14 protein-coding genes and 1 pseudogene are annotated in these 13632 nt (G+C 41.4%); all 15 read left to right on the top strand.

Annotation, left to right across the window (positions count from 1 at the left end; translation table 11 throughout):
* The first annotated feature begins 140 nt into the window (after positions 1-140).
* Entirely contained in the window at positions 141-1361 is a 1221-nt protein-coding gene (locus tag A3KS_RS0117615; RefSeq protein WP_242834793.1) for a phosphotransferase enzyme family protein, read from the top strand.
* A 31-nt stretch (positions 1362-1392) separates the two neighbouring features.
* Complete coding sequence (locus tag A3KS_RS0117610) at positions 1393-2385, top strand: DMT family transporter (protein WP_035356711.1); 993 nt, start codon at positions 1393-1395, stop codon at positions 2383-2385.
* Between the two features lie 35 nt (positions 2386-2420).
* On the top strand, positions 2421-3821 hold the full coding sequence (locus A3KS_RS21880; RefSeq protein ID WP_084505067.1) for a trimethylamine methyltransferase family protein: 1401 nt from the start codon (positions 2421-2423) through the stop codon (positions 3819-3821).
* A gap of 60 nt (positions 3822-3881) precedes the next feature.
* On the top strand, positions 3882-4505 hold the full coding sequence (locus A3KS_RS0117600) for a cobalamin B12-binding domain-containing protein (protein WP_026396009.1): 624 nt from the start codon (positions 3882-3884) through the stop codon (positions 4503-4505).
* 13 nt (positions 4506-4518) lie between these two features.
* Positions 4519-5316: a methyltetrahydrofolate--corrinoid methyltransferase gene (locus A3KS_RS0117595; protein WP_026396008.1), complete on the top strand. Its 798-nt coding sequence runs from the start codon at positions 4519-4521 to the stop codon at positions 5314-5316.
* 264 nt (positions 5317-5580) lie between these two features.
* Complete coding sequence (locus tag A3KS_RS0117590) at positions 5581-5871, top strand: EutN/CcmL family microcompartment protein (protein WP_026396007.1); 291 nt, start codon at positions 5581-5583, stop codon at positions 5869-5871.
* Complete coding sequence (locus A3KS_RS0117585; RefSeq protein WP_026396006.1) at positions 5861-7198, top strand: 4Fe-4S dicluster domain-containing protein; 1338 nt, start codon at positions 5861-5863, stop codon at positions 7196-7198. The genes A3KS_RS0117590 and A3KS_RS0117585 overlap by 11 nt, the downstream gene beginning before the upstream one ends.
* Positions 7195-7743 (top strand): BMC domain-containing protein, encoded by a 549-nt coding sequence (locus tag A3KS_RS0117580; RefSeq protein WP_026396005.1) that lies wholly within the window; start codon positions 7195-7197, stop codon positions 7741-7743. The genes A3KS_RS0117585 and A3KS_RS0117580 overlap by 4 nt, the downstream gene beginning before the upstream one ends.
* A gap of 38 nt (positions 7744-7781) precedes the next feature.
* On the top strand, positions 7782-8240 hold the full coding sequence (locus A3KS_RS0117575; protein ID WP_026396004.1) for a cupin domain-containing protein: 459 nt from the start codon (positions 7782-7784) through the stop codon (positions 8238-8240).
* 99 nt (positions 8241-8339) lie between these two features.
* Positions 8340-8624: a BMC domain-containing protein gene (locus A3KS_RS0117570; RefSeq protein WP_026396003.1), complete on the top strand. Its 285-nt coding sequence runs from the start codon at positions 8340-8342 to the stop codon at positions 8622-8624.
* A gap of 244 nt (positions 8625-8868) precedes the next feature.
* Positions 8869-9213 carry a BMC domain-containing protein gene (locus A3KS_RS0117565; protein ID WP_026396002.1) on the top strand — a complete coding sequence of 115 codons (345 nt, stop codon included), beginning with the start codon at positions 8869-8871 and terminating at the stop codon, positions 9211-9213.
* A gap of 9 nt (positions 9214-9222) precedes the next feature.
* Entirely contained in the window at positions 9223-9657 is a 435-nt protein-coding gene (locus tag A3KS_RS0117560) for a EutP/PduV family microcompartment system protein (RefSeq protein WP_026396001.1), read from the top strand.
* Between the two features lie 8 nt (positions 9658-9665).
* On the top strand, positions 9666-10241 hold the full coding sequence (locus A3KS_RS0117555; RefSeq protein ID WP_035356708.1) for an ANTAR domain-containing response regulator: 576 nt from the start codon (positions 9666-9668) through the stop codon (positions 10239-10241).
* 1 nt (position 10242) lies between these two features.
* A complete protein-coding gene (locus A3KS_RS0117550; RefSeq protein WP_026395999.1) occupies positions 10243-11721 on the top strand; it encodes a histidine kinase N-terminal domain-containing protein in 1479 nt (492 codons plus the stop codon).
* 368 nt (positions 11722-12089) lie between these two features.
* Positions 12090-13529, top strand: a pseudogene (eutA, locus tag A3KS_RS21875) (ethanolamine ammonia-lyase reactivating factor EutA).
* Positions 13530-13632: the final 103 nt, after the last annotated feature.

The following is a 13632-nucleotide window of genomic DNA, read 5'->3' as shown; positions in this document are numbered from 1 at the left end:
ATCGGACTGAATTGTAAAAAAGTATTGATTAATGACAAGATATTACCATTGTTAACAAGAATTTTGATTTTATTCAGGTTCGAATATCTATATACTGTACGAAAGTAGTCGATTACAATAAACAAAAGGGGAAGCTTAAAATGAAAATGGATACGTCAAAGATGTTGGAGTTTAAACCAGCAAGTTCGGAACAACTTTATCTCATGTATACACAGATAAAGGAAATCCGTCTTGGGGTCACGAGTCTGCAGGAAGATCTGGACAAGATATTTCTGAGAAATCGTGTTGTTGAAGTCATTGAAAACGAATACGATTTTGGAAAGGTAAACGAAGTACTGGAAATTTTTGGTGGATATGTGAACCGGAGTTTTGGTATTCGGGTTGAAAAGGATGGCAAGGTGGAAGAATACTTTGTCAGAAAATATAAAACCGGGATCCAGGAAAAAGAAATTGAATTTGAGCATTTGCTGATTACCTTTGCCAAAGAGCATGGTTTAGATATCGCGGCAGGGATAATACCTGCGGCTGATGGCAGGGGATACATCAAGGTCGAAAATCCGATCATTGGCGATGAGGATGAAAATGTAGAATATTATGCGGTTTATGATTATTTAAGCGGAGAAGACAAATATACCTGGCTGACACCTTATTGTACCGATAGAGAGTTTGCCAGTATGGCCGAAGTCATGGCGACCTTCCACAACGCCGCCAGAGATTTTGATCCAATGGGATTGGAACGGGTTGAACTGAAAATATTGGATTTTGTCGAAACGCTACCAGAAATATTTACCGATTATGCCGGGGCAGACTATGATAACATTTACCACGAATTTTTCAATAAAAAATTGGCTGCCATTATTGACGTTATTAAGAAAAATAAGATCCCTGAAGCAGTCGCTGCAAAAATGCCGTATAACCCTACTCATAATGACTATCATCCCGGTAATGTGAAATTCCTGGATGAACAGGTGGTCGGAATTTTCGATTTCGACTGGTCAAAAATTGAGTTAAGATTATTTGATGTCTGCCTGGGAATGATCTATTCCTGTTGCTTCTGGGAAGACAAAGAAGAAGATAAGATGCGGTTGGATAAATGTGAAATCTTCCTGAATGCCTACGAACAGAAGATGCATGAGCTCAAAGGCTTAACTGGTTTTACGATTGAGGAAAAAGCTTCGATGAAAAACATGCTGGCTTTTGCCAATGTATATCTGATCAACTGGTGTGTCGATGCCTACTATAACGATATGGATGAGCTGAATGATTATGAATACCTTGCTTATTTGAAACATCAAATTAAGTTAATGGATTGGATTGAAGCCAATGAAGATGCGATTCAAGAAATGGTTGATCGATTATAATATAAAATAAAATTTTGAAAGGTGGATTTTTATGAATACTACGGAACGGCTGGAAAAACAAGAATTACGCCATGCGAAATCGGGTTTAGGCTTCGGGGTCGTATCGGGGATGACTTGGGGATTAAGTGGAGTAATCATGAGTATTGCTTTCGGAATGGCCCCATTTACCGAAGGGGCTAGTCTTCTGGTAGCACCGCTTGTTGGCGCTGCATTGCATGATGGGTTTGCTGGATTTTGGGTTTTTCTTTTTAATTTATTTAATGGTAAATGGCGGGAATATGGCCGAAGTCTCCGTACTAAACCGGGTTTGCTGGTGTGTTTAGCAGCAATGTTCGGGGGACCGATCGGAATGTCAGGTTATATGCTGGGAATCACCTTGGCTGGGCCATCTTATGCACTTGCCATAACGGCAATATATCCGGCAATTGGTGCCATATTATCAGTTGTTATTTTAAAAGAAAAGATTGGCGTTAGAACTTGGATCGGTATTTTACTTTCAATTATAGGTGTTGCGATTGTCAGCTGGGTTCCACCTGATGCCACATCTTTCCCATATTTTTACGCTGGTATTGCGCTGGCTTTCTTAGCTGCGATTGGTTGGGGAACAGAAGGCGTTGTCTCTGGATTTGGAATGGACATGGTTGATCCAGAAGTTGCGGTGGGAATTCGTGAAGCGACTTCATTCGTTGTCTATTTTGTGGCAGTTATTCCATTACTGCTTGGCGTTGTTGGATATCAAATGCTTTTTGGCGCCTTCACAACAGCAAGTATTGGGGTTATCGCCATTGCCGCACTTTTAGGTGGTGGATCTTATATCTGTTGGTATTTAGCAATCAACAAAACAGGTGCGTCTCGAGCGATGGCACTCAATATTACTTATGCTTTATGGTCAGTATTCTTTAGCTGGTTGTTACTGGGAACGCAAATCACCCCGACTCTTATTATTGGTGGTCTTACTATTGTTGCTGGAGCTGTTCTGGTTGGAGCGAATCCTAAAGAATTAATCAATTTAAGAAAAGTATAAGATAAAAATACGAAATAACTATGGAGGTATGAAAGATGGCAGTTTTGCTACCCCTACGCTTTAGGATTTTACATCTGATGTCTACAAAAGATACAGGCGTAACATCGGCAGAGATCATGCAGGAACTTGGCAGCGATTATGGAAAAGAGAAGCAATTTAAGAAAAAAGCGATGGAAGGTCATTTGATTTCCATGCGAGCTTTAGGCCTAATTGAAGTTGAAACAGTAAATATTGATGATTACGATATTGTCTTGCCAGATAACCGGCCAGTTGTGATTACTGGAAGCTCAGCTCCCAATATCATCGATCCCAAAACTGGCGAAGATCGACGGGCAACCTCATCCGATATCGCCAATATTGCCAATCTCATCAATGAACTGGACGGCTTTGATGTGTTCTCCATTTCAACATTGGCTCAGGATGCGCCCAAAGGTCAAATCAGTGTGTCGCGGTTCTATCCAGCCTTGAAAAATTGCAAAAAACCAGTCCGAAGTAATACCCCGACGATCAAAGATCTGGAAGACGTTTTGGAACTGGGAGCCATCATTGCCGGCGGTAAAGAAGCTTATAAAGAACGACCATTCATTAACCATCACTATTGCCCCGTTGTTTCACCACTAACCATGGACGTGGATTCGACTGATGCAGTCATTTATTTAACGGAAAAAGGATTGCCCGTTTATGGAACCATTGTTCCGAATGCCGGGATGACATCACCAATGACGATGACTGGTACGTTAGTGTTAGGTAATGCCGAATTTTTGGCGCTGTCGACATTAATTCAGCTGATCCGACCAGGCGCCCCGATGATCTATGCGGTATTGTCAACCGTCGCAGACTTGCGCACCGGAAACTACGCCCCTGGTGCGGTAGAAACGGGAATGCTTCAAATGGCCCATTCGCAAATGGCCAGATTCTATGGCGTGCCTTCAGGTGGATACATCGGCTTAACTAATTCACAGATTAATGATGCTCAATGTGGATATGAAACCGGCATAAACACCACCGGTGCCCTTTTAGCCGGATCTGATATGTTTAATATGGGTGGCTTATTAGGAAGCCTGATGGCTTTTGATTATTCCAAAGCCGTTATCGACAATGAAATAGCCTTAATGCTGAAACGTATGAAACGGGGAATGGAATTCAGCGAAGAAAACCTTTGTCTTGATCTGATCCATGAGGTCGGACCAGGGGGAACCTATCTGGATCTCAAACATACTCAGAAGAACATGCGAAAAATGGCCTTTTATCCCAAAGTTGCCACCCGCGAAATGCGTAAAAAATGGGAAGCAAGCAGATCAACCGCTGAAGAAAGAGCATTTGAACAAGTCAATAAGATCTTTGAAAACTCGGTTCAAAAAACATTCCCGGCTGAAATTGATGAAAAAATCAGAAGTAACTTCCCTGGCCTTGTAAAAGGCGATATGGTTTGGTAGTAAAGTATTAAAATTAATAATAATATCAATGATTTCAAGATAAATTAAGGAGAATTAAAAATGAGTACACAAGCAATTTATGATGCAATTATGGAATTTGAAGATGATGATGTTGTTGAAGCGGTAAAAGAGGCCATCGAAGCCGGTGTGGATCCCCAGATCATTCTGAATGAAGGCCTGATCGGTGCCATGGATGAAGTCGGCCGGCTTTTTTCCATCGGTGATCTGTATGTACCGGAAATGCTGATGGCAGCCAATGCCATGAAGGCTGGCATGCAAGTCATTAAACCCTATCTTAAAGGTGACGATGGCGGCAAAGGTCTGGTCGTAATCGGTACCGTTGAAGGCGATCTGCATGACATCGGCAAAAATCTCGTTTCGATGATGATGGAAAGTGCTGGCTTTGAGGTCATCGATCTTGGCATCGATGTACCGGCAGACAAATTTATTGAAACCGCCAAAACGAACAATGCTGGTATTATTTGTTTATCAGCTTTATTAACCACCACCATGACCACCATGGGTGAAACCGTCGACGCCATTAAAAAATCTGGTTTAGGTGTAAAAACAATGGTCGGCGGCGCACCAGTAACAGAAGAATTTGCTAAAGAAATTGGAGCCGATGGCTTTGCAGAAGACGCAGGTGAAGCTGTTGTATTTGCAAGAAATCTACTGGCTTCATAAGTAGGGGCACAATATGATCATTGTAGGAGAATTAATTAATGCCAGCCGTAAAGCCGTTGGCGAGGCCATTAAGCAAGGTGATAGTGATTTTATTAAAAAGCTGGCCATCGACCAAACCGAAGCCGGAGCTACCTATATTGATGTCAATGCCGGTATCTTTGTTGGCAAAGAAGGGGATTACATGGAGTGGCTGATCAAGAACATCAAAGAAGTCACAAAGCTACCCATTTCGATTGACAGTCCCGATCCCAACGTCATTGAACGGGGAATTGCCCTCAATGGAAATGATGCCATGATTAATTCGATTTCCCTGGAGCAGAAACGCCTGGATACCATCTTGCCCCTCATTGCCGGCACCGATCTTAAAGTTGTTGCATTGTGTATGGATGACGAAAAAATGCCGGAAACAAAAGAAGACCGCTTGAAAATAGCCGATATTCTAATCAATAAGTTGATTCAGAAGGGTGTCAAAATCGAAAATATTTATGTCGATCCATTAGTTCAACCGATCTCAACCGATATTACCTATGGCAAAGGTTTTATTGATACCGTCGAAGCCATCATGGAAAACTATCAAGGCATTCATACCATTTGCGGTTTGTCAAATATTTCCTTTGGCTTACCGGAACGAAAATTTTTAAATCGAAATTTTGCCGTAATGGCTATTTCGAAGGGTCTGGATTCACTTTTAATTGACCCACTGGATAAAAAAATGATGTCCAATATTTGTGCCGCCGAGACATTAATTGGTCGCGATAACTTTAATGTTCAATATCTAAAAGCTTTCCGGAAGAAAAAACTGGAAGTCTAAAACCACAATAAAAAGCCTCTTTGTTTACTTATCGTAACTAGACAAAGAGGCTTTTATAGAAAATTTAATTAATTATTTTTTTAAATAATGATGGTTGACAGCACCCGATAAATCTGCGATAATAAAATCATAATTTAATATGACAAATGCAACGGAGTATTTGTATAAAAGCGACGAAGCTTCCATGTGATTATCCATTAATAAGGGTAATGACATGGAAGTTTTTTGTTTCTTTGGATGTAAAGGATTGCAAAAGGTGAAGTAATGCAGATTGGACGCGTTGTCGACAGTATCTGGTGTACTAGAAAAGAAGATGAATTAAGAGGTTTGAAATTCCTGAAGGTAAAAATTTTAAACCATGAAAGAGAAACCGATAATCCGGAAATCGTTGTTGCCACCGATTTAATCGGGGCCGGAATTGGGGAGCTGGTAATGATTACCAATGGCAGCTCGGCCAGGAGAACCGAAGGTTTAGAAAATGCACCAGTGGATTGCATCATTATCGGTATTATCGATGCAAAAAATGAAGATAAGGAGGGTCTGAATGAATCCTGAATTGATTAACAGTATCATCGCAGCCGGTGTCGTCGGAGCTGGCGGTGCCGGTTTTCCCACCCACGTAAAACTAGGCACCCAGGCCGAATATATCATCATCAATGCGGCAGAGTGCGAACCATTGATCCGGGTGGATCAAGAATTATTAACTCACTATACTGCCGATATTCTTGAGGGATTAAACAAAATAGTACAGGAAACCGGTGCAGTCAAAGGGTTTATTGCCATAAAGGAAAAACATCAGGATGTCATCAAGCGATTAAATGAAGCGATCGGCAACGATCAAGGCATCGAAGTTTTCCCGTTAAAGGATTTTTACCCAGCTGGGGATGAACAGATAACCGTTTATGAGGTTTTAAAAAAAGCCGTTCCCAAAGGCGGGATTCCATTAAATGTTGGTTGTATTGTCTGCAATGTAGAAACAGTCTTAAACGTAAATCGTGCCTGTCAAGGGAAACCGGTAACCACTACCTTTGTTACAATTACCGGGGAAGTCAATAGGCCGGCGACATATTGTCTGCCGATTGGGATGAGTTATAAAAAAGCGCTGGAACTATGCGGAGTGGATACATTAGAGGGAAAAGTTGGTATTGACGGCGGGCCGATGATGGGAAAGCTGATAACCAACTTTGATGCACCGATTACCAAAACAACGAAAGCGATTATTTTATTAAATGTCGATTCTTTACTGATCCGGGAAAAAACAAAAAAAATGGAACAGGTCTTAAAACAGTCGCGGATTGCCTGTATCCAATGTCAGAAATGTACGGATTTATGCCCCCGGGATTTGCTTGGGCACGATGTCAAACCGCACATCGTGATGCGGATTGCAAATTATGGCTTGTCGGATTTTTCCGGAATGAAAACAGCGCTCGGCTGTTCGGAATGCGGCGCCTGCGAATTATACGCCTGTCCCAATGGTTTATCGCCACGACGAGTCAATATCATGATCAAACAGGAAATGGCCAAAGCCGGAATTAAAATTGACAAAGCTGTGGAACCTAAACAGCCATCGGCAATGATTGATTATCGAAAAATTCCGGTAAAGCGACTGATTGAACGAATTGGAATTAAAAAATTTGATGTCAAAGCGCCACTTGAAAAATTTGACCAACCGCTAGAATGGGTGGTGATCCCGCTAAAACAACACCTTGGCACGGCTGCCATCCCGGTTGTCGAAAAAGGGATGATGGTTGCGGAAGGAACCTTGATTGGAAAAATTGCCAACGGAAACCTGGGAGCCAATGTTCACGCCAGTATTTCTGGAATCATCCAGGAGATCACCCCAGAATCAATAACAATTGAAGCACAAGGAGGGAAAATATGATAAACGCGATTGGTTTTGTGGAACTGAATAGTATCGCAAAAGGTATGGAAGTAGCGGATCATATGCTGAAAACGGCGAATGTCCAATTGATGTTTTCGACGGCAACATGCCCAGGAAAATATATAACCTTAATTTATGGGGATGTGGGATCGGTCGAAAATTCAATCAGAGCGGGGAAAGACTTGGGGAAGGAATTTATTATTGATGATTTAATGATTCCTAATGTTGATGAACAGCTTTTTCCCGCCATAACCGGATCAACCAATATTGACAAAATAGGGGCAATTGGGGTGATTGAAAGTCTGGCCATGGCGTCATTGATCGTCGCCGCTGATACCTGTGTGAAGGCTTCAGGGGTGCAGCTGGTAGAATTGCGGTTGGGGTCGGGAATCGGTGGTAAATCCTATGTGGTGATGACCGGTGATATTTCAGAAGTTAATGCATCGATGGAAGCCGGGGTAGCGAGTATCAAAGAAACCGGAAACATCGTTTACTACTCCATTATTCCATCACCACACAAAAGCTTTAAAAGCATGATGTTATAAAGATTAAAAAAGCATTAGAAGGAGGAACAGAAATAGATATGAATATTTCCGAAGAATTAATCACACGCATTGTTAACGAAGTGATGGAATCATTCAAAATGGATGACCAGCAGTTGACAAAGGCTGCTGTGGCAGACCGGGTTAAACTGATAAAAGGAGATACGGTTGTTTTTGAAACATTTGATACCGGCAATCCCAATGATCAGGTGACCTTTAAAGAGATCCTGACCATCGAGGAAAGCCCCAATATGGCCACCGGTTTTCTGAAAATTGAGAAATCATCCTTTGATTGGTATTTGGGTTATGATGAACTGGACTATATAATCGAAGGAACGCTGGAGGTGACATACAACGGAATCAAACAGTGCGGTCATGCTGGTGATGTAATTTTTATCCCCAAAGAAACCGCGGTAACATTCAGTTCACCGGATCACTGTACATTTTTCTTCGCAGCATCTCCGGCAAACTGGCAGGATTTATGCGAAGAAAAGAAATAGTATTGTTATACCAAACAGATTGAAAGGGCTTATCAAAGGGAAAAATTTCCTTAGAAATAAGACTAGATAACACCACAAATAAAATTACAGGAGGAAAAAATGAGTTCAACTGAAGCATTGGGAATGATTGAAACAAAAGGATTGGTTGGCGCGATTGAAGCAGCGGATGCGATGGTCAAAGCAGCGAATGTAAGACTGGTCGGAAAAGAGCAAATCGGTAGTGGATTAGTAACTGTCATGGTCAGAGGCGACGTCGGTGCCGTAAAAGCGGCCACAGATGCCGGAGCAGCGGCAGCTTCACGAGTGGGCATGCTGATCTCGGTACATGTTATTGCCAGACCCCATGAAACTGTGGCGATGATTTTACCAGAAGAAACTGTGTAAGCCGAGGATTAAAATTATTCAAGACATCCTGCTTAAGGATTAATTGTTTTTCAGTTTCTGAAAGTCTAGTTGTTCAAACAGAAGCGATTTATAATGATCCTTAAGGCAGCTGGTGTGATTGCCTGGAATTGCGATGGAGTATCGGATAGAAACGAGTATTTAAGGTTAAAGTGTTGACAAACAAATGATTATTTAATCTGATTGTTTCGTTGAAGATACTCTAACTGATAAGGAGAATTCAACAATGAATGAAGATGTCAAAAGAGTGATCCAGGAATATGTTCCGGGAAAACAGGTTACGTTAGCGCACATTATTGTCAATCCTGATAACAGCATTTATAAGAAACTGGGATTAGAAGATAACCGCAATTCGATTGGAATCTTGACCATCACGCCCAGTGAAGCCGCGATTATAGCCGCGGATGTGGCTGTGAAGTCCGGGGATGTTGAAATCGGTTACGTCGATCGTTTTAATGGTTCGCTGGTCATCGAGGGCGATGTGGCCTCGGTGGAAGCATCAATCAGTGAAGTGCTGCAGACCCTGTCAATGCTGCAGGGAATGTCAATCCCGACAGTAACCCGGTCGTAGGCAGTGGCAATGAAAAAAGTAATGTTTGTGGGGGCCACGGGGAGCGGTAAGACGACCCTTTATCAGCGACTGGAAGCCGGTAACCTTGATTATGACAAAACTCAGGTCATCGAATTTCATAAAAATGTTATTGATACACCGGGCGAATATCTGGAAAATCGCGGGTATTATTCAGCGCTGCATATTACCGCCGTTGAAGCTGACGTCGTTGCCCTGGTGATGGACTGTAAAAGCAGGCGCAATGTTTTCCCACCGGGTTTTGCCAGAATGTTCACCAAACAAATCATTGGAATCGTCACTAAAACCGACTTAATTGGGGCTGGCGAGACGGATGATTATGCAGAATATTCGTTGCGGCAAACAGGCGTTAACGAAATATTTAAAATTTCATCACTAAAAAATCATAATATCGAGGAGTTGCGAAAATTTCTTGAATGGAATTGAGGTTAGGCATGAGAATTATCATTGTTGAAGATGAACCAGTAACACGCATGGATATACGCTGTATGTTGGAAGAGGCCGGATTTGAAGTGCTGGATGAAGGGAAGGATGGTTTCGATGCCATCAATTTATGCAAAACCCATCAGCCGGATCTGGTCCTGATGGATATCAATATGCCAAATTTAGATGGAATTAGCGCCGCCAGGATTATTCGCCGGGATGGCTTAAGTAAATGTGTCGTTTTACTTACCGCATATTCAGATGATGTGTTTATTGAAGGGGCCAAAAATGTTGGCGTGTTTGGTTACGTTGTGAAACCAGTTGATGAGAAGAGCTTAATCCCAGCCCTGAAAATTGCCTATGCAAAATCTCTGGAGACGACCGACACCGAAGACAAACTCGATGAAGCCACAAAAAGACTGGAAGAACGCAAAATAATCGAAAAAGCCAAAGGATTTCTAATGCAAAGCGAAGGCCTTGACGAAAACACCGCTTATCAAAAGATGCGTTCACTGAGCATGGAAAAAAGCTGTTCATTGCGAGTGATCAGTGAGATGTTGTTGCTGAGAGCAAAAAAAGGCGAATAGTATGGTTTATACTTGTGATCGTGATTTTATTATCAGTAAATGTAAAGAATATACGCTTTTAAATAACGATGAGATTGAAGCAATTATCGATGTGGCTAAGATTCTGCCTTATTTTAATGAGGGGTTTAATGGTGAAACTTTTATTGATATTAAGGTTCATGACGCCGACCTGGCTGTTGTTGTGGCAGAATCCTATAAAAAAAGACAGTCGATCTATGTCGACTCGTTTCTGGGTGATATTATCTACCGGGAGAATGAACCGGCAGTGTTTCGCTCCTTTGATTTAGGGGTAACATCAAAAGAAATAATTGGCGTAAGTTTTGACCGGCATCAGAATAAAATCTGGACCAGGCAAACCGTTGTTCCGATTAAACACGAGGACAACGTGGTGGCGACTTTGATATTAGAAAAAGTCTTGGATCTGAATGCCGATGAAAAACCGGTTGTTAAGTTGGAGCCAATGCCGGACAACGACAAAATAGACGCGGTTTGGGGGTCGATTTTCGGAATTAACAGCGACAATGAAGAATTACAACTACGCGAGGGGATTTTAATATTCGATCTGACCGGTCATCTGAGATATTATAATCAGCGTGCTGTTAAATTGTATCAGGAGCTGGGCTACAAATCGATAAGAAATCAGCATTTTGACAATCTGAACTATTCACCTAAAAACTTTGATGATATTATCGCAAATATTCAGGGAACCTTCAGCAACGATGACCACGACCATGTGATTATTGAAAAGTGTTATGATGGCAAGGTCACGATTGGTGAAAAATTTTACCGGATCCATATCATCCTGCGGATTAAAAAGAATGTGGATGTCATTGTGTTTATTGATGATATCACTGAAATGAGAAAATATGAAAATGAGGTAAATAACTACTTGGTCAGCTCGCATGAAATACATCATCGAATCAAAAACAATCTTCAAACGGTGGCTTCTTTACTTAGGCTTCAAAGTCGGAGCTCTAAAGATCCCGCGGTTAAAACCATATTAAGTGACAGTATCAATCGGATCATGAGTATTGCGGTAACCCATGAACTGCTGGAAAAGAAATCGAATGATCTGGTGTCGGTAAAAGAAGTTCTTGACAAAATAAAACACAACATGATATCATTCGGCGTAACTGATAATGATAAAATTGAGATTACAGTTAAGGGAACAGACTTCTTCATTGACAGTGAAAAATCAACGGTTGTGGCACTGGTTGTCAACGAATTGATTCAAAACTCACTTAAATATGCATTTCCCAATGGCGCGGCCGGGATGATTGAAGTAACTACCGCCAGCGATGGAAAAATAAAAATGATTGAAGTCAAGGACAATGGTATCGGATACAACCCGGCCCAGATAAAAACAAATAGTTTGGGATTGTCGATTGTGAAATCATATGTGTATGAAAAACTGGTTGGCAAATTAATTATTGAAACAGGAAATGAAGGAACAAAAACTTCATTCGCATTTAAACTATGAATTGCGACGAGGCAATTTTACTAAGCGACGTAGCTTAAGGTTTAAATATCTATTTGAGGATATTTAAACTTTAAGCTATTTTTTTAAATGCATATCAAATGTAAGAAAAAAGGAAGAAACAAAAAATTAAAAATAGAAACGCACGAGTTTTCAAAAATAAATAATTTCATTGCAACGAGGTAATGAAAAAAAGCGACGCCGCTTAAAAATAAGTATCAAGTAATTTGATAGTTATCATTTAAGCGGCGTCTTTTTTTCGGATCAAACGAATAAGCCATCGGTAGGAGGAGCTTCGGTTACTCGGATCAGGTTAGCAACAGTTGGCATGAAAAACTACAAATTCAGGTTGAAACCAGAGGTAGAAAATTATGGAAAATTTCAAACGACAGGAGATTTTAAGTGTTGGCATCGACATTGGCACATCCACCACCCAGCTGGTATTTACAAAGATTCTGCTTGAAAATATGGCATCCAGTTTTAACATTGCTCGCATTGAAATTATCGGAAAGCGGATCATTTATCGCAGTGAGATTTATTTTACCCCTTTAACACCGGATGATCGCATCGACATGAATGAAGTCATGAAAATAATCGACCGGGAGTTTGGTAAGGCGGGAATCGACAAAAAAGACATTGATATCGGCGCCGTGATTATCACCGGGGAAACGGCTCGCCGTGCCAATGCCAGTGAGGTTTTACATAAACTCAGCGGTTATGCCGGAGATTTTGTCGTAGCAACGGCAGGGCCCGTTTTAGAAAGTATTATTTCCGGCAAAGGCGCCGGTTCCGACAAAATTTCAAAAGAACATAGCACCACCGTGGCAAACATTGACATCGGCGGAGGAACCTCGAATGTAGTCGTTTTTGATCATGGCACAACCGCCAGCACCGGATGTCTTGACATCGGCGGCCGGTTAGTCAAAATGGATGCCCGGGGGAAAATTATTTACATCAATGAAAAATTAAAACAGATTATCGAGCATGAAAAACTGGACATCGCACTGGGTCAATAGGCCAATGAAAAGAGTCTGGCTAAACTGGCACGAATAATGGTGCATCAATTGGAAATGGTTGTTGGCATCACACCAAAAGATCAGTATTACAAAATGATGCTGACCATTGAGGATATGGTTATAAAGAAGCCGATCCAATACATCACCTTTTCGGGAGGCGTTGCGGATATCATCTATCACTATGATGAAAACGAAGATATTTACAAATATCAGGATATGGGGATCATCCTGGGCCGAGCGATTCGTCAGTCGGAATTATTTACAAAGCTACATGTCCTGGATGCCGAAGAAACCATTCGCGCCACCGTCGTTGGGGCCGGTTCCCACACCACCGATATCAGCGGCAGCACCGTGTTTTATGACAAATCGGTATTACCGATAAAAAATATTCCGGTAGTGAAAATACCATTTACAGATAAAAACAATATCACTGAAATTGCCTACGAAGTGTCTAAACGAATTGAATGGTTCAAGCTGGAAGATGAATATCAACAGGTTGCAATTGCTTTTCAGGGAATCAACTCACCGTCTTTCAGGCATATTGAAGCCACGGCGGAAGAATTGATTAAAGGGCTTAAAGAAATAATCAGACACGATTATCCCATCATTATTATCTCCGAAGAGGATATCGCAAAAGTGTTGGGACAAACCATCAAGCGAATCTTGAACAATGACCATCCGGTGATCTGCATCGACAGTGTCATCGTCAGTGATGGCGATTATATCGACATCGGAAATCCCATTGCCGGTGGAATGGTTTTACCGGTTGTGGTAAAAACCCTGATTTTCAAATAGATTCGCCTACTACCGAAGCTAACCGTTCATCAAGTATGAAAATACTATGAAATAAATTTTAACATCGGTTTGGCCAATGGATTAACTGATCAAAGCAGTGATT

This window comes from Acetobacterium malicum subsp. dehalogenans DSM 11527 (assembly GCF_000472665.1).
Classification (GTDB): Bacteria; Bacillota; Clostridia; order Eubacteriales; family Eubacteriaceae; genus Acetobacterium; species Acetobacterium malicum.
The sequence above is the reverse complement of the archived record's forward strand: the minus strand, read 5'-3'. Positions and strand labels throughout refer to the sequence as shown.